At 41.9% G+C, this 23,090-nt stretch carries 17 protein-coding genes, 2 tRNA genes and 3 rRNA genes; 7 read left to right on the top strand and 15 right to left on the bottom strand.

Features of this window, described 5'->3' with window-relative positions; genetic code table 11:
* Positions 1–31: 31 nt before the first annotated feature.
* The 11 genes from atpG to asnC form a co-directional block, all read right to left on the bottom strand.
* Positions 32–895, bottom strand: a complete 864-nt coding sequence (gene atpG / locus SB028_RS19240) for a F0F1 ATP synthase subunit gamma (RefSeq protein WP_318859715.1) — start codon at positions 893–895, stop codon at positions 32–34.
* A 58-nt stretch (positions 896–953) separates the two neighbouring features.
* On the bottom strand, positions 954–2,495 hold the full coding sequence (atpA, locus tag SB028_RS19235; RefSeq protein WP_006534343.1) for a F0F1 ATP synthase subunit alpha: 1,542 nt from the start codon (positions 2,493–2,495) through the stop codon (positions 954–956).
* Positions 2,496–2,509: 14 nt separating this feature from the next.
* Positions 2,510–3,043 (bottom strand): F0F1 ATP synthase subunit delta, encoded by a 534-nt coding sequence (gene atpH / locus SB028_RS19230; protein ID WP_006534344.1) that lies wholly within the window; start codon positions 3,041–3,043, stop codon positions 2,510–2,512.
* A 12-nt stretch (positions 3,044–3,055) separates the two neighbouring features.
* The gene (gene atpF / locus SB028_RS19225) at positions 3,056–3,526 is read right to left on the bottom strand and encodes a F0F1 ATP synthase subunit B (RefSeq protein ID WP_036914499.1); all 471 of its coding nucleotides are present in this window, start codon (positions 3,524–3,526) and stop codon (positions 3,056–3,058) included.
* Positions 3,527–3,587: 61 nt separating this feature from the next.
* On the bottom strand, positions 3,588–3,827 hold the full coding sequence (gene atpE / locus SB028_RS19220; RefSeq protein ID WP_004246596.1) for a F0F1 ATP synthase subunit C: 240 nt from the start codon (positions 3,825–3,827) through the stop codon (positions 3,588–3,590).
* A gap of 45 nt (positions 3,828–3,872) precedes the next feature.
* Positions 3,873–4,697 (bottom strand): F0F1 ATP synthase subunit A, encoded by an 825-nt coding sequence (gene atpB, locus SB028_RS19215; protein ID WP_023583322.1) that lies wholly within the window; start codon positions 4,695–4,697, stop codon positions 3,873–3,875.
* A gap of 31 nt (positions 4,698–4,728) precedes the next feature.
* Positions 4,729–5,106: a F0F1 ATP synthase subunit I gene (gene atpI / locus SB028_RS19210; RefSeq protein WP_069367400.1), complete on the bottom strand. Its 378-nt coding sequence runs from the start codon at positions 5,104–5,106 to the stop codon at positions 4,729–4,731.
* A 613-nt stretch (positions 5,107–5,719) separates the two neighbouring features.
* Positions 5,720–6,346 (bottom strand): 16S rRNA (guanine(527)-N(7))-methyltransferase RsmG, encoded by a 627-nt coding sequence (gene rsmG / locus SB028_RS19205; protein WP_069367401.1) that lies wholly within the window; start codon positions 6,344–6,346, stop codon positions 5,720–5,722.
* The gene (gene mnmG, locus SB028_RS19200; protein WP_069367402.1) at positions 6,343–8,241 is read right to left on the bottom strand and encodes a tRNA uridine-5-carboxymethylaminomethyl(34) synthesis enzyme MnmG; all 1,899 of its coding nucleotides are present in this window, start codon (positions 8,239–8,241) and stop codon (positions 6,343–6,345) included. The genes rsmG and mnmG overlap by 4 nt, the downstream gene beginning before the upstream one ends.
* A gap of 377 nt (positions 8,242–8,618) precedes the next feature.
* Complete coding sequence (mioC, locus tag SB028_RS19195; protein ID WP_069367403.1) at positions 8,619–9,059, bottom strand: FMN-binding protein MioC; 441 nt, start codon at positions 9,057–9,059, stop codon at positions 8,619–8,621.
* A gap of 100 nt (positions 9,060–9,159) precedes the next feature.
* Positions 9,160–9,621: a transcriptional regulator AsnC gene (asnC, locus tag SB028_RS19190; RefSeq protein ID WP_069367404.1), complete on the bottom strand. Its 462-nt coding sequence runs from the start codon at positions 9,619–9,621 to the stop codon at positions 9,160–9,162.
* A gap of 159 nt (positions 9,622–9,780) precedes the next feature.
* Between asnC and asnA the strand changes: the two genes are divergently transcribed.
* A complete protein-coding gene (gene asnA / locus SB028_RS19185; RefSeq protein ID WP_069367405.1) occupies positions 9,781–10,773 on the top strand; it encodes an aspartate--ammonia ligase in 993 nt (330 codons plus the stop codon).
* Here asnA and viaA read toward each other — a convergent pair whose 3' ends face one another.
* Both viaA and ravA read right to left on the bottom strand, forming a co-directional pair.
* The gene (gene viaA / locus SB028_RS19180; RefSeq protein ID WP_069367406.1) at positions 10,774–12,231 is read right to left on the bottom strand and encodes an ATPase RavA stimulator ViaA; all 1,458 of its coding nucleotides are present in this window, start codon (positions 12,229–12,231) and stop codon (positions 10,774–10,776) included. It abuts the gene before it with no gap.
* A 7-nt stretch (positions 12,232–12,238) separates the two neighbouring features.
* Positions 12,239–13,738 carry an ATPase RavA gene (gene ravA / locus SB028_RS19175; protein ID WP_069367407.1) on the bottom strand — a complete coding sequence of 500 codons (1,500 nt, stop codon included), beginning with the start codon at positions 13,736–13,738 and terminating at the stop codon, positions 12,239–12,241.
* 283 nt (positions 13,739–14,021) lie between these two features.
* Here ravA and rbsK point away from each other — a divergent pair, with 283 nt between their 5' ends.
* Complete coding sequence (gene rbsK / locus SB028_RS19170; protein WP_069367408.1) at positions 14,022–14,951, top strand: ribokinase; 930 nt, start codon at positions 14,022–14,024, stop codon at positions 14,949–14,951.
* Between the two features lie 57 nt (positions 14,952–15,008).
* On the opposite strand, the gene mdtD is transcribed toward rbsK, so the two are convergent.
* Positions 15,009–16,403 (bottom strand): multidrug transporter subunit MdtD, encoded by a 1,395-nt coding sequence (mdtD, locus tag SB028_RS19165; protein ID WP_069367409.1) that lies wholly within the window; start codon positions 16,401–16,403, stop codon positions 15,009–15,011.
* Positions 16,404–16,485: 82 nt separating this feature from the next.
* Complete coding sequence (locus SB028_RS19160; protein WP_023583311.1) at positions 16,486–17,172, bottom strand: FadR/GntR family transcriptional regulator; 687 nt, start codon at positions 17,170–17,172, stop codon at positions 16,486–16,488.
* A 494-nt stretch (positions 17,173–17,666) separates the two neighbouring features.
* Between SB028_RS19160 and SB028_RS19155 the strand changes: the two genes are divergently transcribed.
* From SB028_RS19155 to rrf, 5 genes are all read left to right on the top strand, one after another.
* Positions 17,667–19,209 (top strand): 16S ribosomal RNA (locus SB028_RS19155).
* Between the two features lie 71 nt (positions 19,210–19,280).
* A tRNA-Ile gene (locus SB028_RS19150) sits at positions 19,281–19,357 on the top strand.
* A gap of 136 nt (positions 19,358–19,493) precedes the next feature.
* Positions 19,494–19,569 (top strand) — tRNA-Ala (locus SB028_RS19145).
* A gap of 338 nt (positions 19,570–19,907) precedes the next feature.
* Positions 19,908–22,811, top strand: a 23S ribosomal RNA gene (locus SB028_RS19140).
* 117 nt (positions 22,812–22,928) lie between these two features.
* Positions 22,929–23,044: ribosomal RNA gene (gene rrf, locus SB028_RS19135) — 5S ribosomal RNA — on the top strand.
* Together the 16S, 23S and 5S rRNA genes with 2 tRNA genes alongside form the textbook arrangement of a ribosomal RNA operon.
* Positions 23,045–23,090: the final 46 nt, after the last annotated feature.

Raw genomic sequence — 23,090 nt, 5'->3', positions numbered from 1 at the left:
GAATCCTCTACGTAATTCGTAAACCTAGCTGTTATACCGCGGCTGCACCAGACACAATTTCTGTAAGTTCCTGAGTAATGCTTGCTTGGCGTGCTTTGTTGTACACCAATTGCAGTTCTTTAATCAGGTTACCACCGTTATCTGTAGCGGCTTTCATCGCGACCATTCGGGCGGCCTGCTCACTCGCTAAGTTCTCTACGACGCTCTGGTAAACTTGCGATTCGATATAACGACGCAGTAAAGTATCCAGTAACGCCTTAGGATCAGGTTCGTACAGATAATCCCAAGATTTTTCTTTCAGCTCTTCATCATCACCTGGAGGTAATGGTAAAACCTGAAGGATTTTAGGCTCTTGAGCCATGGTATTGATGAACTTATTTGCCACCACATACAGTTTATCTAAACGACCTTCGTCATAAGCCTGCAACATGATATTGACTGGACCGATAAGGTCTGACAGTTTTGGATCATCACCCATACCCGTTACTTGACCAACAACATTCCCGCCTACTGAGCCAAAGAATGAAGCGGCTTTAGAACCGATTAGTGCTAAATCTACCTGTACACCTTTTTCAGACCACTCTTTCATGTCTGCCAGCAGTTTTTTGAACAAATTAATGTTCAAACCACCACACAAACCACGGTCGGTCGAAACAACCAGGTACCCGACACGTTTAACTTCACGCTCTTCGAGGTATGGATGTTTATATTCCAGATTCCCTAACGCAAGGTGACCAATCACACTGCGCATGGTTTCTGCATAAGGACGGCTGGCTGCCATGTGTTCCTGCGTTTTACGCATTTTCGACGCGGCGACCATCTCCATCGCTTTAGTGATCTTCTGTGTGTTTTGCACACTGGCGATCTTCGAACGTATCTCTTTTGCGCCGGCCATTTCTGCTTCTCCTCATGAACCAGACGGCCTAATGTTTAATTATTAGGCCGAATAGTTATTACCAGGACTGAGTCGCTTTGAAGTTTTCTAGCACGCCTTTCAGCTTCGCTTCGATTTCTTCGTTATAAGTACCAGTCTGGTTGATTTCTTTCAATAAATCAGCATGTTCACGAGAGGCATAAGCTAATAAAGCCGCTTCAAATGGCACAACTTTTGAAATTTCAACATCTTCCAGATAACCACGTTCTGCTGCAAACAGTGATAAAGACTGTTGTGCGACAGACATTGGTTCGTACTGTTTCTGTTTCAGCAATTCAGTCACTTTCTGACCATGGTTCAATTGTTTACGGGTAGCATCATCCAGATCTGAAGCGAACTGAGAGAATGCTGCCAGCTCACGATACTGCGCAAGTGCAGTACGGATACCACCAGAAAGTTTCTTCATGATCTTAGTCTGAGCTGCACCACCAACACGAGATACAGAGATCCCCGGGTTAACAGCTGGACGAATACCTGCGTTAAACAGGTTAGATTCTAAGAAGATCTGACCATCGGTAATAGAGATTACGTTCGTAGGAACGAATGCAGAAACGTCCCCTGCTTGCGTTTCGATAATCGGTAACGCAGTCAGAGAGCCGGTTTTACCTTTAACTTCACCATTAGTGAAAGCTTCTACATACTCAGCATTAACACGAGCAGCACGCTCCAGTAAACGGGAGTGCAGGTAGAAAACGTCACCAGGGTATGCTTCACGTCCAGGTGGACGACGAAGTAATAGTGAAATTTGACGATATGCGACAGCCTGTTTAGACAGGTCATCATAAATAATCAGGGCATCTTCACCACGGTCACGGAAATATTCACCCATTGCGCAACCAGAATAAGGTGCTAAGTATTGCAGCGCTGCTGATTCTGATGCAGAAGCAACAACAACAATGGTGTTTTCTAATGCGCCATGTTCTTCTAATTTACGAACAACGTTCGAAATAGTAGACGCTTTCTGACCGATAGCGACATAGATACATTTAATGCCAGAGTCGCGTTGGTTGATGATCGCATCGACAGCCAGAGCAGTTTTACCTGTTTGACGGTCACCGATGATCAATTCACGCTGACCACGACCAATTGGGATCATGGCATCGACGGATTTGTAACCTGTTTGTACAGGCTGATCAACGGATTGACGGTCGATAACACCAGGAGCAATCATCTCAACAGGTGAGAATCCATCATGCTCTACTGCACCTTTACCATCAATCGGCTCACCCAGTGTGTTTACCACACGGCCAAGCAGACCACGCCCAACAGGTACTTCCAGAATACGACCTGTACATTTAACTTTCATGCCTTCTGCTAAGTCAGCATAAGGACCCATCACAACCGCACCAACAGAGTCGCGCTCTAAGTTCAGTGCGATAGCGAAACGGTTACCCGGCAGTGCGATCATCTCACCCTGCATAACTTCGGCTAAACCGTGGATACGAATGATACCGTCACTAACGGATACAATCGTACCTTCATTGTGAGCTTCACTCACTACATTGAACTGAGCAATGCGCTGCTTGATCAGTTCGCTGATTTCAGTGGAATTCAGTTGCATATGCTCCAGTCCCCTTAAGACTGCAAGACGTCTGTTAATCGCTCTAAACGGCCACGAATACTGCCATCGATGACGAGGTCACCAGCGCGTATAATCATGCCTGCGATAACAGACTTATCAATTTTGCAATTCAGCTTCACTTTGCGTGATAGACGTTTTTCCATCGCTGCAGAAATGTTAGCTAGCTGCTGTTTAGTTAGCTCAATGGCAGAAGTTACTTCAACGTCAACCGTTGACTCTAGTACTGCGCGCAATTGAATAAATTGGCTCAATACTTCAGGCAACGTTGATAAACGGCCATTATCAGCCATAACACGAATTAAATTCTGAGCATGACCATCTAATTGTTCACCACAAAGGTCAACAAAAATGTCAGCCAGTTTTTCTGATGCTAAAGAACCAGAAAGTAATTCGGTTACCTGCTCATTGCGTGCTACTTCAGCGGTGAACGCCAGCATAACCTGCCATTTATCGACAGCCTGGTTTTCCACAGCAAAGTCAAAAGCTGCTTTGGCGTAGGGGCGAGCTACCGTTGCTATTTCAGACATGCCCCTCCCTCCTTACAGTTCAGCGACCAGTTTATCAACGATGTCGCTATTAGCAGCTTCATCCACGGAACGTTCAATAATTTTCTCGGCACCTGCGATAGCCAGCATTGCGACTTGTTTACGAAGTTCTTCACGAGCACGTTTACGCTCTGCATCCAATTCGGATTGAGCTTGTGCAACGATCTTACTACGTTCTTGCTCTGCTTCTGCTTTAGCATCTTCAATCATTTGAGTGCGTTGTTTATTCGCGGATTCAATGATTGCTTGAGCTTCTGCTTTTGCTTTCGCTAGCTGGTCGCCTGCATCGGCTTTCGCTAAATCTAAGTCCTTTTTAGCTCGTTCTGCAGATGATAAACCGTCAGCAATTTCTTTTTGACGTTTTTCAATGGCCGCCATAATTGGTGGCCATACAAATTTCATACAGAACAAAACAAACAGGACAAATGCGACGGCCTGGCCGAGGATTGTTGCATTTAAATTCACAGCACAATACCTCTTTCTTGGTTATTAACTAACTTGATGCTTTTGCTACTCATTGCCAACATTAGGCAACAGCAAACATCACGTAAAGGCCCAGACCCACAGCAATCATTGGGATGGCGTCAACCAGACCCATAACGATAAAGAACTGTGTACGCAGAAGAGGGATCAGATCAGGCTGACGAGCAGCACCTTCTAAAAATTTGCCTCCGAGGATTCCGATACCGATTGCAGCACCGATTGCAGCTAAACCCATCATAATAGCGGCAGCCATGTACAGCAGATCCATACTCAGGTTTTCCATGACAGTCTCCAGTTTGTTTCAGTTATTTCTTCAAAGAGTTAATAATTAATGTTCTTCAGATGCCATCGACAGATAGACAATCGTTAGAACCATGAAAATAAATGCTTGTAACGTAATAATCAGTATGTGGAATATTGCCCAAGGAAGGCTTAATAACCACTGTGACCACCACGGTAACAGACCAGCAATAAGAATAAAGATCAGTTCACCCGCATACATGTTACCAAACAGTCGAAGACCGAGGGAAACAGGTTTTGATAGCAGGCTTACCCCTTCCAAGATTAAGTTGATAGGAATAAAAATTGGGTGATTAAAAGGCTGTAAAGTCAGCTCTTTTGTAAACCCTTTTATGCCTTTCATCTTAATGCTATAGAACAGGATCAGGATAAATACACCAATTGCCATCGATAGAGTAATACTCACGTCCGCAGTCGGAACGATGCGTAACGCAGGTAACCCTAAGATGTGTTCACCGATATAAGGGATGAAGTCGATTGGTAATAAATCCAGGGCATTCATTAACAGCACCCAAACGAACACAGTCAATGCCAAAGGTGCAATGACCTTGCTCTTTCCGTGATACATATCACGAACGCTGCTATCAACGAAACCGATGATCATTTCTACTGCAGTCTGGAATTTTCCCGGTACGCCACTGGTTGCTCTTACTGCTACTTTTCTAAACAGCCATAGGAATAATGCGCCCATCAGTACTGAAAAGAAAAGTGAGTCAATATTTAACACCCAGAATGATGGCGCATTTTCAGCATGGGGATTGACCAACTCGAAAGTACGCAGGTCCAACTGAAGGTTATTCAGATGGTGGCCTATGTAGTCTCTAGTGGTTAATGCTTCTCCTGATGCAGACATGATGCCAATTACCCTTTTGTTGTTAAAAACGCTAACCGTTAATGACGGCTGGTGCAACGACCTGCATAACAAGCACCGCTAAGTAGGTCATGACCAGTGGTGCAAATGCCGCTTTAAACACTCCTAAAGCAACAATCAGCAAGGCTATTGATAATATAACCTTCAACCCTTCACTGAAAGCAAAAAGCCAGTTTATGCGAACTGGAGCTTCTTCTTCGTTGACTTTTTGTAAGCGCATTAACAAAAGAAAAGCCATATTGGGTAACCAACATGCTAACCCGCCTAAAAAAGCCGAAAAACTCCAGTCTGTACTCTTTAAGTAGAAAACCGCACTGAGAATAACAAAAGTCATAAACTGCAAAAATAACAGTTTCAGTGCAACTTTCCCGTTGTAGAGGGAGACAGACATGACGTTTGTATTCTCCAGACTAGCTATCGTAAAAGGTATTACTGAATGATGTATCAAACTGTCTTTGCTATAAAGTGTCAAGTGACAAAAACGAGCAAATTATACGGGGCGTGGCAATGAATTCAATCAATAAGTAGCGAAAAAGTGAAGATTAATTTAAATTTCTTACCAAGGTTCCATTTATGAAAAATGATTAAGAACAAAAAGAATAAAAATAATAGTGCTGAACAAAATAAATAGCGTGACATTCATCACAAATATAAAAGTATAAATAAAGCTTATTTCATAAATTATATAATGGGGTTAACAAATAAAGCCCCTTTTATGAACAATTTAGTGGCAATTGAAAAATAATTAACCGAATTTCAATTAAATAAATTCAATATTTTTATAATGCACAGAATTATTAATTTATTTTGGAAATAAAAAGAGAAAAACTCAGGTTACAAAGAGAATTAAAGAAAAAGATAATAAATTGTTAATTTATTGTTTTATTAAAGTGAATTTTAATGTTTCTCATAAATCCCCATAAAACAAATGGCGATAACATTGTAAATATTATCGCCAGAGCACAAAAAATGAAAAAAGGATCAATAAGACACAAGATATTTGATTAAATAATCACCAAATGTCTTTGTTCATTCAATTCAGGTATCGATAAGCGAATCACTTCTTCAGGTATTTTTAATCCATTATCAGCAAGTTCATCTAACTCTTCTTGATGAATTTGTCCTTTCAGTGCATAAAAACGACCGTGTTCTTCAGTCACTAAATGAGAGCACCAAGAGAGCATATCCTTCATAGAGGCAAATGCTCGGCTAATAACGCCATCAAAAGGTTTCTCTGTTTGGTATTCTTCAACACGGTATTGAACTGGCTCGATATTATTAAGTCCTAATTCGTGCTGAACTTGCTTCATAAAGCGAACACGTTTACCTAAGCTATCCAATAAGACAAAGTGATGATCGGGACGCATTATCGCTAGTGGAATACCAGGCAATCCAGGCCCAGTTCCCACATCTATAAATCTTTCACCTTCAAGATATTGGCTTACAATAATGCTATCCAGAATATGACGGATAAGCATTTGCTGTGGATCTCGCACGGATGTGAGGTTATAAGCTTTATTCCATTTATCAAGCATAGCAACATAACCCGTGAGTTTTTCAGCTTGAATGTCTGTAAGCTCAATATTGGCTTGCTTAGCCAGCTTTTTTAGCCGATTAAGTAAGTCATTCATGATGCACTCCTGCGTAATAGGCCTTGTTTTTTCAACCAAACTAATAAAATGGAAATAGCAGCAGGCGTGACACCAGAGATCCGTGATGCTTGTCCGATCGATGTTGGTTTGTGATCGTTAAGTTTCGCAATAACTTCGTTAGATAATCCGCTAACTTGTTTATAGTCCAGATCAATTGGTAACGCGGCATTTTCATTGCGTAGTTGTTTTTCGATCTCTTCTTGTTGGCGACTAATATAACCTTCGTATTTAACTTGGATCTCAACTTGTTCAGCGGCTTGTGGTTTTGAATCATCAATACCTGGCGCAAACCGAGTGATATTTTTCAATATATCGTAAGTCATTTCAGGGCGGCGTAATAAATCTTCACCATTAGCTTCTTTGGACAATGGTGTATTTAGCAATTCATTGATTTCTGAAAGATTATCAGCTTGAGGGTGAACCCAAATATTTCTTAAACGCTGACGTTCTTTTTCAACTAGTTCAACTTTTTCACTAAATTGAGCCCAACGAGTATCATCAACCATGCCTAATTCACGACCAATTTCAGTGAGACGTAAGTCAGCATTATCTTCACGCAGCATCAAGCGATATTCAGCACGAGAAGTAAACATACGGTATGGTTCTTTTGTACCAAGAGTACAAAGATCGTCAACTAATACACCAATGTATGCTTGATCACGACGAGGGAACCAACCTTCTTGATCGAAGGCGTAACGTGCCGCATTAAGCCCAGCAAGCATGCCTTGAGCCGCTGCTTCTTCATAACCAGTAGTACCGTTAATTTGTCCAGCAAAGAACAATCCATTGATAAATTTACTTTCTAGTGTTTGTTTTAGATCTCTTGGATCAAAGAAGTCATATTCAATGGCATAACCAGGTCTAATGATCTTCGCATTTTCCATACCTTTCATGGAATTTACGATCTGCATTTGAACATCAAAAGGTAAGCTTGTTGAAATACCATTAGGGTAAATTTCATTACTTGTTAAACCTTCAGGCTCTAAAAAGATTTGATGTGAATTACGATCAGCAAATCTCATCACTTTATCTTCAATAGATGGGCAATAACGAGGGCCTATTCCTTCGATGACACCCGCATACATTGGGCTACGATCAAGGTTATTACGAATAACATCATGCGTTTTTTCATTTGTGTATGTGATATGGCAAGGCATCTGTTCAGGATGTTGATCCACATTACCTAAAAATGAGAAAACCGGCATTGGTGTATCACCCAGCTGAACCGCTAATTGGCTAAAATCAATGGTTCTTGCATCAATACGCGGTGGTGTCCCTGTTTTTAAACGACCTACACGTAGAGGTAATTCACGTAGTCTGTGTGATAATGAAACTGATGGTGGATCACCTGCACGACCACCACTGTAATTTTCTAAACCAATATGGATTTTTCCATCAAGGAAAGTACCTACGGTTAGAACAACCGATTTAGCACGGAATTTTAAACCCATGCGAGTAACAGCACCTGTTACTTGGTCATTCTCAACGATGAGATCTTCAACTGGTTGTTGGAAGATCATTAAATTAGGTTGATTTTCAAGACTTGTACGAACAGCTTGGCGATAAAGAACACGATCAGCTTGTGCTCTTGTTGCTCTTACAGCTGGACCCTTACTTGCGTTAAGAGTTCTAAATTGGATCCCTGCATGGTCAATAGCGGTTGCCATTAATCCACCCATGGCATCGATCTCTTTTACCAGATGCCCTTTACCAATCCCACCAATCGCTGGGTTACAAGACATTTGGCCCAAAGTATCAATATTGTGGGTCAGTAATAGGGTTTGACGCCCCATACGAGCTGCAGCCATAGCGGCTTCTGTACCGGCGTGACCACCACCGATGACAATGACGTCAAAGTGTTCTGGATAAAACATGTGTGAACCTTAAATGTTACGAATGCTGAATGTGTTGCATTGGGAAAACGAATTCTACTCAACTTTTTGACAGATACAAGCGAGCAGATCCGCAGGTAATTATTTAAAGATCTTTTTATTTAAAGATCTCTTTATTAGATCTTTTATTAAGGAAGCGATCCTCTGTGGATAAGTGGATTTTCTATTTAAAGATCATAAAAGTGTAAAGGATCATATACTGTGAATGATCCGTGATCTATCTGCTGATAAGCTGGGATCAAAATGACGACTTATACACAGCTCATTTCTTGATATTACCTTATACAATGGATAACTACGGGTTAATCCCTGCTTTTAAGCAGAGTTATCCACATTCGTTTGCTTGTTTTTTGTACAAATTAAAGTAAATTTTTCCAAGATGCTATCCATTCTTCTGCTGGATCTTCTGGAATGTCGTACTTTTGAATATCAATTTCGAGACGATCACCTAGTCGAGTCGCTCCTTTTTCCACTAGTTTTTGATCTAATGTTCTGATCGCACCACAGAAAGTGTCATATTCACTACTTCCAATGCCGATCGCACCAAAGGTGATATGACTAAGATCAACGGAGTCTGATGATATTTCGTTAGCAAAAGGCAATAGGTTGTCAGGAATATCACCAGCACCGTGCGTGGAGGTAACTACGAGCCAGATCCCTTCATTAGGAAGATCATTAAGCGAAGGTCCATGGTGTAAATCAGTCTCAAAACCTTCTTCAGATAAGATCTCTGCAAGGTGTTCTGCGACATATTCAGCACTACCCATGGTACTGCCACTAATTAGAGTGACTTTTTTCATTAATGATCTCCTTATGTTCAAGACGCGCTATTGTACGCTGTGAATCACTTGGGATCTACCTGTGGATAATGTGGTTATAAAAAAAAATAAGAATTTACCCTTATGGCTTGATCGTCCTTATTATCGGGTTTTGCAATGAGATCAATGTTTCTGTTGATTGAATTTCATCAATTGTCTGAATTTTGTTGATAAGTACGTCTTGTAGCGCTTCTATACTTTTACACATTACCTTAATAAAAATGCTGTATTGTCCTGTTGTATAGTATACCTCTACGACTTCATCTAACTTATCTAACTTGTCTAATGCCGTGTGGTAATCTTTTGCACTTTTTAAAATGATGCCAATAAAGCAACAGACATCAAAACCTAATTGCTTTGCACTGATATCAACACGTGTTCCAGTAATAATTCCAGCTTGCTTCATTTTCTCTACACGAACATGAATTGTGCCTGGGCTTACTTCGAATTTTTTAGCTAATTCAGCGTAAGGTGTTCTCGCATTGGCCATTAATGCGTGAAGTATGTCGCGATCGAGATTATCGATCTGATAAATATTGTCCATAAACTCCTCCTGTTTTTAACGATAATACATTTTTACATCGATATTTTTAACGATTTAAAACAAGCAAGGCTATTTTTGATGAGATATATTGAATTTAGTACCCATTTTGTTGCTTAATCTATATCAGCGAAACACAACATCACCACTAGGGATATAAAAATGGAAAAATCATTCATCCAGACTCAACAGCAAATTAGCTTTGTTAAATCATATTTTTCTCGCCTTCTGGAAAAAGAATTAGGACTGATTGAAGTTCAAGGACCGATCTTAAGTCGCCTTGGTGATGGAACTCAAGATAACTTGTCTGGGCATGAGAAGGCGGTACAAGTTAAAGTCAAATCTTTACCAGATTCTACCTTTGAAGTTGTCCATTCATTAGCAAAATGGAAACGTAAAACATTAGGTCGTTTTGGATTTAGTTCTGGTCAGGGGCTTTATACACATATGAAAGCGTTACGACCAGACGAAGATCGCTTAACTCAGATCCACTCTGTCTATGTTGATCAGTGGGACTGGGAAAAAGTGATGGAAGCTAAGGATCGAACTGTTCCTTATCTTAAGCAGACTGTGGGTAAAATTTATCAGGCAATAAAAGAAACTGAAAAAGCCGTCAGCGAAGAATTTGGTCTGGTACCGTTCCTGCCAGATCAAATTCATTTTATCCACACTGAAGAGTTATTGCGTCGTTACCCTGATCTTGATGCTAAAGGTCGTGAAAAAGCGATAGCAAAAGAATATGGTGCCGTTTTCTTAATTGGTATTGGAGGAAAACTTTCAAGTGGTGAATATCATGATGTCAGAGCGCCTGATTATGATGACTGGACGACACCAAACGAAGAGGGATTTGAAGGTTTAAACGGTGACATTATTGTGTGGAACCCTGTTCTACAAGATGCATTTGAGTTGTCATCAATGGGAATTCGTGTTGACCCTGAAACCTTAATGCGTCAGTTAACATTAACCGACGATACTAAACGTTTAGAGCTTGATTGGCATAAAGCATTAATGCATGGGGATATGCCTCAAACTATTGGTGGTGGTATTGGTCAATCACGTTTAGTGATGTTACTGCTACAAAAAGAGCATATTGGACAAGTACAATGCGGTGTATGGGAAAAAGATACCCGTTTAGCTTTCGCCGATATGCTGTAATTATTGTCGCCAGCGTCGAAGTAAACGACTTTTTAATCCAGTGTCAAAACGCCATATATGGTCAAAGATTTTCATGATGCTGGGTTTACCATAATTGGATAGGGTAACCGCATGGAAGCGATTGTGCTGTTGCTGTTGGCTTTTTTTGATTTTGTTGATTAGGTTTTCGGGTAACCTTTGGGCGACAAAGTCAGAAATAACAACAGCATCAGCATCTTTCCATTCTGGGCTATTTAGTTTATTTGCGACATTATCTAAACAGGCACTTAAGTCCGTCCCTCCTCTAAATGATTGATTCAAAAACTTGATAAGATCTTGCAGGCCATTAGGCGATGACAATTGATAATGCACCGTTTCAGTAGAAAACAACATCACATGACATGAACGATTATCAGCTAGCGCTATTTTCATTAATGCTAACCCAAAAGCTTTGGCACACTGTTCGTTAAATCCGCCCATCGAACCTGATGTATCAATACATACAATAAAAGGCCCTCTTGGTCTTTCTTCATCATGATGATGAGTTACGGGTCGCAATACAGTACGTTCTTGCCAATTATCACCTTGTAATCGATAGGTATTTAGCTGTTTTTCCACCAGCTTTCGATAAAACTCATATTCGATTTCATTAATACCTAATAAAGCGAGTTCTGTGGGAAGTAAGCGTAAGATATCATCACTGAGTCCTATTCCATTAACTTGCTCTGGTGTTGTATCAGGCGCTTTTTCAACAATAGTTACAGGTTCAAAAATAACACTCTCTTCTGGAAGCGATTTAGCTGTTTTGCTACGACCTAGCAAACTGGCGAGCTTATGTAACTCCGGTTGTTGATCAAGAAAGTCGCTATAACGTTGAATAATTTTCTCATCAAAAGGCGTTTTTGTTAAAACACCTTTACTCATATCCCATAAACGCCCTGCGGCACGCTCATTTTCTGAAAATGTATGACTTAGGCTTCCACTTAACGCTAAACGTTCCTGAAGCTCAGCAAGGAGTTGCTCTTGTTCTTGGTCAAATAGGGCTTTGTGTAATGCCGTGACTTGGAAAATTAAACTTATCCGCCAGTGTTGAATAAACAACGCTTGTTGAGCGGGTGAAAAAGGCTTATTAATTTTAATTAGCTGTGATGCTTCTTCAGTAAAAGAGGAGTCTAGCTTGTTTAATTCAGCCAGTATTTGCTCTACTTGTTGATTAAATATGGCGTTACCTAATGATTGTGTTTGTTGATAAAGGGCGAATTCATCAGCGATCATTGTAGGTACTAATGTTTCTTTTACTCTTTGCTGTAAGCTCTTTTTCCATTGGTGGATATCTTTAAGTAAGGCTTTTTTGAGTCTTGGATGTTTTTCAAAAAATACCGCTAATTGAGGCGATGCGAGTATAGCAATAATAACTTCCTCAATAAGTTGCCCTTCATTTATGGCTAAAAGCATATCTAATGTTGAAAGTGTCAGCATAATATCATTACTTTATTTGGCTTTTTAATTGCGATAGTTTTTCATTAAGCTGAACAAAACTTTGCTCGATGGAAATAAGCCAATCATTATCAATAAATAAATTAGGTTGATGATGATTAAATTTTTCCTGCTCACCATAAATTTCTTGTGTTAGATCTTTTAACTTATCTTTCCACTCGTTGTTATCTTCAATAGGAACCGTTGGCGCTGTCTCTTTCTGTTGATAAAGAGATGTTGTTCGACGACTTACATCCAAAATTTCTAATACACCATCTTGGCGTATTTGTGCGTTAATTGATTGCGGGAAACCAATACCATTTAAACGTGCTAATAACTCCCCCCCTTTAGCCAAAAAGTTTTCTAATGCTTTTTGCTCAATAGTAATAAAGTTAACCTGAATACTATGGATATGGAGAGGGATGTGTAAAAACAGAGTGAATTTATCAGCCCGCATTTTATCTGATAGGCTAAAATGTGTATTTCGTCCAAACATTCCACTTTGTTTTTCGAAACGAAACGCCTGTTGATCTTGCTTATTTCTTGTCGATTGCATCCACTCAGCCCATAAACTTTCTGTTTTTCTTATCAACTCTAGCTGGTGGTAGGCTTGTTCTGTTAAAAGGTTTTGTAATAACTTATCTAATAATGCAAATGATGCTTGGTCATGCCACAGGCAATCTTTTAATAAAATAAGATCTAATGGTGAAATAACACTACGACCATTAAAAAAGGCACTTGCTTGTAAAAGACGTACTGCTTTTTTCCAACGTCTATCTGAAACATAAGGTGCAACATCACTTTTATCTAAAGACTCACGAAGTTGATAAATTAAATCAAATATGTGGTCATCTAAAGTGACCTTTTCTAATTCTGATTGCCAGCGTGAGAATTCTTCGGTAGTAATTTGGATATGTTCTGGAATATGAAAAGAGCCCACTTCTTTATTAACAAGTAATGCGCGGAAGTTTTTCTTATCCTGGACTTTTGTTAACCAAATACGAATAAGCATTCGGTCATATAGTGCTTCAAGACTGCTGTCTGAATCAGGTAGCTCATTAGAGGCTGATACTAATAAGCGCATTGGAATAGTGACTTCTGCTTCCCCATTTCTAAATTTACGTTCATTAATTGCTGTTAATAACGTATTAAGAATAGCGGGTCCTGCTTTCCATATTTCATCAAGAAAGACAACTTCAGCATCTGGTAAATATCCCTCAACCAAACGTTGATATTTACCTTCATCTTTTAAGGCTTGAATAGATAAAGGACCAAAAATTTCTTCAGGGGTTGAAAAGCGTGTCATGAGGTATTCAAAAGCGTTAGCCTCTTTAAAAGCTTCTTTCATTCTTCTTGCTATTAAGCTTTTAGCAATACCAGGAGGGCCTAGTAAGAAAACACTCTCACCACTTAGTGCTGCAAGTAGACAAAGGCGGATAGCTGACTGTCGTTCATAAAGTCCTGTTTCAAGATATTGGCTAAGTTGTGAAATCCGCTCTGCAAGTTGCATAACCACTCCTAATAATGGGGACTTATTTTTATCATCATCCTGAAAGTACCAGAAAAGGATTGTTGATATATAGTCAAACATTCTATTAGCACACTAATTGTTTATAACAAAAATCGATTCAGCTTCCTACTGCTTATTTTTGGTTCTTTTTTGTTTTACTAGCGAAACGTTTCGATAGTGATCACGTTTTTTCATTAATGTTGCTGAGATGATCGGTTTAACATATTGAATACCCCATTTATGCCGTACATCTAGAATTTATTATTGAGAGTAAGGAAAAATCATGGAAGCGAAGAAACTTGTGATTTTAGGTAGTGTTAATGCAGATCATATTCTTAATGTCGCCCATTTTCCGCTTCCTGGTGAAACCATTTCAGGTAACCAATTCCAAATGGTATTTGGCGGTAAAGGTGCTAATCAGGCGGTTGCTGCTGGGCGTTGTGGTGCTAATATTTCATTTCTTGCTTGTTTAGGGAGTGACGATATTGGTAAAAAAGCCAAAGCTCAATTAATGACAGATAACATTGATACAGATAGCATTGAGTTAATTGATGATGTAGCAACAGGTGTTGCGCTGATTTTTGTTAATCAACAGGGAGAGAATGTTATTGGCATTCATGCTGGTGCTAATGGACGATTAGATACAAATTATGTTCAGCGCCATCGAAATATTATAAAAGAAGCTGATGCTCTGTTAATGCAATTAGAATCGCCACTTGATTCAGTATTGAAAGCTGCTGAAATTGCTAAACAAGAAAATGTGCAAATAATATTAAACCCTGCGCCTGCCCAAGCATTACCTGATGAGCTGTTATCACTTGTCGATATTATTACTCCAAACGAAACAGAGACTGAATATCTAACTGGAATTAAAGTGATTGATGATGAAAGTGCTCAGCAAGCAGCGGATGTATTACATGATAAAGGTATTAAAACGGTTCTTATTACATTAGGAAGTCGTGGCGTTTGGGTGAGTGAACAAAATAGTAAAGGTTGTATTGTTCCTGCATTTAAAGTGAAAGCTGTTGATACTATCGCGGCTGGAGATACATTTAATGGCGCACTGATCACCGCTTTATTAGAAGGACAATCAATGATGCCTGCGATTAAGTTTGCTCATGCGGCAGCTGCTATTGCTGTTACTCGAGCAGGCGCTCAACCATCCGTACCATGGCGTCATGAAGTAGATACTTTTTTAGCTTCATCCTTATAATTTTTATAGATAAAGAAAAAGAGAGCATGTGCTCTCTTTTTAGTTTGAATAAAGCTATCAGGCTTTTTTCTTTTTATTAGTTAGATTATCGCCATCATGTTTATTAAGGAGTAAAAATACAAAAGAAGAAAGCAATGTAATGATACCAACAGTAATAAAAGTATAATGAAAGTTATCAACTGTAGTGCCCACTTTCTCTGTCTCAAAATATCCTAAAATAGATGCACTCACTGCAATACCAAAACTAATTGCCAATTGTTGGGTGACAGCTAAAACACTATTTCCTGAGCTAGCATTGTTGTCTGTTAAATCAGCCAATGAAATGGTATTCATTGATGTGAATTGTATAGACATGACCACACCTAATAAAAAGAGTGGAATGACAAGATAATAAATAGACATATCAGGCGATTGTAGTGAAAACTGAGCGATCATCAGCCCAATAATAATCGTAATAATAAAGAGTGTTCGGCGATAACTAAATTTCACTAAGATCTTAGTGACAAATGATTTTGCTAAAATAGAACCCAGAGCCATTGGTGCCATCATCATACCGGAAATAACTGCAGGGTAGCCAAAACCGACTTGCAACATAAGTGGCATTAAGAAAGGAATACATCCAGTTCCTAATCTTGTTGCAATATTTCCTACAATACCTACAGAGAAAGTTCGTGTTTTAAATATATTGAGGGGAATAAGAGGTTGCTGGTGGCGTCTTGCATGATTGATATATAAGCCTAGTAAAGAAAATCCACCTAAAATAACAGCAATAGGAATATATCGAGAGATATTTTTATCACCAAAAAGATCAAGGCTAACAGAAAGCATCACTAAGCCAAATCCAAAGAAAATAAAGCCAAGTAAATCAAATTTACGTTTTGGCATAGTGAAATTAGGCATATGTTTTATGGCATAGAAAATACCTAATAAGCCAATAGGAATATTTATAATAAATATCCAATGCCAAGAGGCATAAGTAACTAATATTCCCCCTAGAAGAGGTCCTGCTATGGGACCTACCAATCCTGGCATTGTGACAAAATTTAGAATAGGAAGTAATTCGCTGCGCGGATAAGCTCTTAATAAAGCAAGGCGTGCAACTGGCATCATCATTGCACCACCTATACCTTGTATAATCCGTGAAATAACAAGAAAAGTAAGATTAGGAGAAAGTGCACATAATAAAGATCCACCTGAAAATAAAGAAACCGCAATAATAAAAATTTTACGTGTTCCAAATCTATCTGCTAACCAACCACTGACAGGGATTAATAATGCAACAGTTAAGGTGTAGCTGATAACAGCCGATTGCATGGCAAGAGGAGAATGATTAAGGCTTTTTGCTATGTCTGGTAATGCCGTATTAAGAATAGTTGCATCGAGAGCCTGCATAAAAAAAGCCATTGCAGCAATCCAAGGCAACCCAGACATATTTTGGGCGGATTTCAACATGAAGCGTACACCATCTTTATTCTATATTTTGATTATCGCTATATTATAAACAGAAAATCTACAAAATTTGTATTAAAACTATTCAATCACTTGTTAATAAGATTAAACAGAGATCACGTGCCTTATTTCCATCTTTATCAATAATGGCTTGAACTATTTGATTATGTGTTTCTGGCTGAACGGTTTCGTTACCTACAATAAGATCGAAATACTTTTTGTAAGCAGAAAGAAATAATGAGCCGAAAGAGGCAAAGAATGGATTGCCACTTGCTTGATAAATAAGATAGTGAAATTGAGTATCGATATCTAACCAATGTTGTCTATCAAAATTCTCATCAAGTAACTGCATTTCTCTACCAAATAACGCAAGAGACTGTTTTTGGCTTTCTGTTGCATTAAATGCAGCTAAATAACAGGCTTGAGGTTCTATTGCTAAACGAACGTGATGAAAATAATGGCTGACCTTATTAAATTCACCACTGTCTATCCACCAATTAAGAAGATCATTATCTAATAGATTCCAATTTTGCATTGGAGTCACTCGAGTACCTATTCTTGGGCGAGGCAAAAGCATTCCTTTAGCAGCAAGCATTTTTATTGCTTCTCGGATAACTGTTCTGCTGACGGAGAGTAATTCTGCTAATTCTATTTCTCCTGGTAACAAAGATTCAGGTTCATAATGGCCAGAAAGAATTTGTTTACCTAATTTTTCAGCAACTATATAAGAAAGATTTTTCTGAGAAGCTGAACGTTGTTCGCTAAATTGCATAATAAAGGTTACCTATACCATAGTTTATTTTCTATCTTACGTGAGTCAGCTAGAGAAAGCTGTTCGGATTTCACGCTATCAGCATAAAGTTAGAGCGTTTTTCCTTGTTTTGTTGAAAAAAAAAGCGAACGGAAAAAAAATTGAAATAAATACTTGCGCTAATCCGAGATCTCCCTATAATGCGCATCCACTGACCGACGATGAGCTGACAACAGCCACGAAGGACAGCGAAGAGAAAAGAAAAAAGTTTGAAAAAACTCTTGACTCTTCAGAGGAATAACGTATTATACGCCTCCTCGCAACAACGCAGAAGACCGGAAACGGCAGCGAATGTTGCACTGCTCTTTAACAAATTATCAGACAATCTGTGTGGGCACTCGCAGAGACGATATCTTCTAAAATATTAGATGTATCAAGTCTTGAAGAGTGAACAACAAAAGTAAATTCATTTATGAATAGCTAAGTTTTCGATTTCTTTGAGCATCAAACACTTTTAATTGAAGAGTTTGATCATGGCTCAGATTGAACGCTGGCGGCAGGCCTAACACATGCAAGTCGGGCGGTAACAGGAGAAAGCTTGCTTTCTTGCTGACGAGCGGCGGACGGGTGAGTAATGTATGGGGATCTGCCCGATAGAGGGGGATAACTACTGGAAACGGTGGCTAATACCGCATGACGTCTACGGACCAAAGCAGGGGCTCTTCGGACCTTGCGCTATCGGATGAACCCATATGGGATTAGCTAGTAGGTGGGGTAATGGCTCACCTAGGCGACGATCTCTAGCTGGTCTGAGAGGATGATCAGCCACACTGGGACTGAGACACGGCCCAGACTCCTACGGGAGGCAGCAGTGGGGAATATTGCACAATGGGCGCAAGCCTGATGCAGCCATGCCGCGTGTATGAAGAAGGCCTTAGGGTTGTAAAGTACTTTCAGCGGGGAGGAAGGTGATAAGGTTAATACCCTTATCAATTGACGTTACCCGCAGAAGAAGCACCGGCTAACTCCGTGCCAGCAGCCGCGGTAATACGGAGGGTGCAAGCGTTAATCGGAATTACTGGGCGTAAAGCGCACGCAGGCGGTCAATTAAGTCAGATGTGAAAGCCCCGAGCTTAACTTGGGAATTGCATCTGAAACTGGTTGGCTAGAGTCTTGTAGAGGGGGGTAGAATTCCACGTGTAGCGGTGAAATGCGTAGAGATGTGGAGGAATACCGGTGGCGAAGGCGGCCCCCTGGACAAAGACTGACGCTCAGGTGCGAAAGCGTGGGGAGCAAACAGGATTAGATACCCTGGTAGTCCACGCTGTAAACGATGTCGATTTAGAGGTTGTGGTCTTGAACCGTGGCTTCTGGAGCTAACGCGTTAAATCGACCGCCTGGGGAGTACGGCCGCAAGGTTAAAACTCAAATGAATTGACGGGGGCCCGCACAAGCGGTGGAGCATGTGGTTTAATTCGATGCAACGCGAAGAACCTTACCTACTCTTGACATCCAGCGAATCCTTTAGAGATAGAGGAGTGCCTTCGGGAACGCTGAGACAGGTGCTGCATGGCTGTCGTCAGCTCGTGTTGTGAAATGTTGGGTTAAGTCCCGCAACGAGCGCAACCCTTATCCTTTGTTGCCAGCACGTTATGGTGGGAACTCAAAGGAGACTGCCGGTGATAAACCGGAGGAAGGTGGGGATGACGTCAAGTCATCATGGCCCTTACGAGTAGGGCTACACACGTGCTACAATGGCAGATACAAAGAGAAGCGACCTCGCGAGAGCAAGCGGAACTCATAAAGTCTGTCGTAGTCCGGATTGGAGTCTGCAACTCGACTCCATGAAGTCGGAATCGCTAGTAATCGTAGATCAGAATGCTACGGTGAATACGTTCCCGGGCCTTGTACACACCGCCCGTCACACCATGGGAGTGGGTTGCAAAAGAAGTAGGTAGCTTAACCTTCGGGAGGGCGCTTACCACTTTGTGATTCATGACTGGGGTGAAGTCGTAACAAGGTAACCGTAGGGGAACCTGCGGTTGGATCACCTCCTTACCTAAGAGATACGTGTTATGTGCAGTGCTCACACAGATTGTCTGATGAAGAACGAGCAGAAATACCGGTATAGGCTTGTAGCTCAGGTGGTTAGAGCGCACCCCTGATAAGGGTGAGGTCGGTGGTTCAAGTCCACTCAGGCCTACCACTTTTCCTTTATGCTGTGTTGTGAAGCAACTCGTTTACTTTAAGTAAACTTCGTTACTCCACGCCTTGCCTAAAGAAAAAGCTTCTTTCTATAAGAAGAAAAAGGAGTGGTTATACGGGTATTTCGACTGCATTATGGGGCTATAGCTCAGCTGGGAGAGCGCCTGCCTTGCACGCAGGAGGTCAGCGGTTCGATCCCGCTTAGCTCCACCATAATCTCTTGAATATAAATTAATAATTCAGAGTATATTAGCAATAGTATACTGCGAATTATTTTGCTCTTTAACAATCTGGAACAAGCTGAAAAATTGAAAACAAATCAATATATCACCGAGGTATATTGATGAGTCTCTCAAAATCTCAGACCTTGAATTTGTGATACTCCAAGGCGAGTGTCATGAGCGAACAACAGCAATTCTAGGCGGACAGCGCGCAGTAAGCGCAGCATACTTAAGTATGTGAGCATTACGAGCACTGCCCAACAACGAATTGATGCTTGTGTAGCCATGACCTTTAAAGTCGTCTTCGAGAGAAACATCTTCGGGTTGTGAGGTTAAGCGAATAAGCGTACACGGTGGATGCCTAGGCAATCAGAGGCGATGAAGGACGTGCTAATCTGCGATAAGCGTCGGTAAGGTGATATGAACCGTTATACCCGACGATTTCCGAATGGGGAAACCCAATATCCTATGGATATTATCATTAACTGAATACATAGGTTAATGAAGCGAACCGGGAGAACTGAAACATCTCAGTACCCCGAGGAAAAGAAATCAACCGAGATTCCCCTAGTAGCGGCGAGCGAACGGGGAACAGCCCAGAGTCTTAATCAATAGCAGCATCAGGAGAACGGTCTGGAAAGTCCGGCAGTAAAGGGTGATAGCCCCGTATCCGAAGATGCTGTTATTGTGAACTCGACGAGTAGGGCGGGACACGTGTTATCCTGTCTGAATATGGGGGGACCATCCTCCAAGGCTAAATACTCCTGATTGACCGATAGTGAACCAGTACCGTGAGGGAAAGGCGAAAAGAACCCCGGCGAGGGGAGTGAAAAAGAACCTGAAACCGTGTACGTACAAGCAGTAGGAGCCTCTTTATGGGGTGACTGCGTACCTTTTGTATAATGGGTCAGCGACTTATATTCTGTAGCAAGGTTAACCGTATAGGGGAGCCGTAGGGAAACCGAGTCTTAACTGGGCGAATGAGTTGCAGGGTATAGACCCGAAACCCGGTGATCTATCCATGGGCAGGTTGAAGGTTGGGTAACACTAACTGGAGGACCGAACCGACTAATGTTGAAAAATTAGCGGATGACTTGTGGATGGGGGTGAAAGGCCAATCAAACCGGGAGATAGCTGGTTCTCCCCGAAAGCTATTTAGGTAGCGCCTCGTGAACTCATCTTCGGGGGTAGAGCACTGTTTCGACTAGGGGGTCATCCCGACTTACCAACTCGATGCAAACTGCGAATACCGAAGAATGTTATCACGGGAGACACACGGCGGGTGCTAACGTCCGTCGTGAAGAGGGAAACAACCCAGACCGCCAGCTAAGGTCCCAAAGTCATGGTTAAGTGGGAAACGAAGTGGGAAGGCTCAGACAGCCAGGATGTTGGCTTAGAAGCAGCCATCATTTAAAGAAAGCGTAATAGCTCACTGGTCGAGTCGGCCCGCGCGGAAGATGTAACGGGGCTAAACCATGCACCGAAGCTGCGGCAGCGACACTTATGTGTTGTTGGGTAGGGGAGCGTTCTGTAAGCCTGCGAAGGTGTACTGTGAGGTATGCTGGAGGTATCAGAAGTGCGAATGCTGACATAAGTAACGATAATGCGGGTGAAAAACCCGCACGCCGGAAGACCAAGGGTTCCTGTCCAACGTTAATCGGGGCAGGGTGAGTCGACCCCTAAGGCGAGGCTGAAAAGCGTAGTCGATGGGAAACGGGTTAATATTCCCGTACTGGTGGTAACTGCGATGGGGGAACGGAGAAGGCTAGGTTGTCCGGGCGACGGTCGTCCCGGTTCAAGCATGTAGGCAGAGTGATTAGGCAAATCCGGTCACTTAATGCTGAGGTGTGATGACGAACCACTAAGGTGGTGAAGCAATTGATGCCCTGCTTCCAGGAAAAGCCTCTAAGCTTCAGGTTACCAACAATCGTACCCCAAACCGACACAGGTGGTCAGGTAGAGAATACTCAGGCGCTTGAGAGAACTCGGGTGAAGGAACTAGGCAAAATGGTGCCGTAACTTCGGGAGAAGGCACGCTGGCGGTAAGTGAAGTCCCTCGCGGACGGAGCCGAAGCCAGTCGAAGATACCAGCTGGCTGCAACTGTTTATTAAAAACACAGCACTGTGCAAACACGAAAGTGGACGTATACGGTGTGACGCCTGCCCGGTGCTGGAAGGTTAATTGATGGGGTTATCCTTAGGGAGAAGCTCTTGATCGAAGCCCCAGTAAACGGCGGCCGTAACTATAACGGTCCTAAGGTAGCGAAATTCCTTGTCGGGTAAGTTCCGACCTGCACGAATGGCGTAATGATGGCCAGGCTGTCTCCACCCGAGACTCAGTGAAATTGAACTCGCTGTGAAGATGCAGTGTACCCGCGGCAAGACGGAAAGACCCCGTGAACCTTTACTATAGCTTGACACTGAACATTGAGCCTTGATGTGTAGGATAGGTGGGAGACTATGAAGTGTGGACGCCAGTCTGCATGGAGTCAACCTTGAAATACCACCCTTTAACGTTTGATGTTCTAACCTAGGTCCATAATCTGGATCGGGGACCGTGTCTGGTGGGTAGTTTGACTGGGGCGGTCTCCTCCTAAAGAGTAACGGAGGAGCACGAAGGTTGGCTAAGCATGGTCGGACATCATGCGGTTAGTGCAAAGGCATAAGCCAGCTTGACTGTGAGAGTGACGGCTCGAGCAGGTACGAAAGTAGGTCTTAGTGATCCGGTGGTTCTGAATGGAAGGGCCATCGCTCAACGGATAAAAGGTACTCCGGGGATAACAGGCTGATACCGCCCAAGAGTTCATATCGACGGCGGTGTTTGGCACCTCGATGTCGGCTCATCACATCCTGGGGCTGAAGTAGGTCCCAAGGGTATGGCTGTTCGCCATTTAAAGTGGTACGCGAGCTGGGTTTAGAACGTCGTGAGACAGTTCGGTCCCTATCTGCCGTGGGCGTTGGAAGATTGAGAGGGGTTGCTCCTAGTACGAGAGGACCGGAGTGAACGCACCACTGGTGTTCGGGTTGTCATGCCAATGGCATTGCCCGGTAGCTAAGTGCGGAAGAGATAACCGCTGAAAGCATCTAAGCGGGAAACTTGCCTCGAGATGAGTCTTCCCTGTCACCTTGAGTGACCTAAAGGAACGTTTAAGACTAAGACGTTGATAGGCTGGGTGTGTAAGCGTAGCGATACGTTGAGCTAACCAGTACTAATGAACCGTGAGGCTTAACCTGACAACACCGAAGGTGTTTTGTCAGAGAGACGAAACGATGAAGTAAGCTTGTTTAAGATTGATATTACTGGTGACGAACCGCTAAAAAGGTGAGTGACGGGTAATAAAACAGAATTTGCTTGGCGGCCATAGCGCAACGGTCCCACCTGATCCCATGCCGAACTCAGAAGTGAAACGTTGTAGCGCCGATGGTAGTGTGGGGTCTCCCCATGTGAGAGTAGGGAACTGCCAGGCATTAAATAAGACGAGAAAGCCAACCCAATGGGTTGGCTTTTTTGCG

Origin of the sequence: Proteus vulgaris, from assembly GCF_033708015.1 — a bacterium.
In the GTDB taxonomy this organism is placed as follows: Bacteria; Pseudomonadota; Gammaproteobacteria; order Enterobacterales; family Enterobacteriaceae; genus Proteus.
The sequence above is the reverse complement of the archived record's forward strand: the minus strand, read 5'-3'. Positions and strand labels throughout refer to the sequence as shown.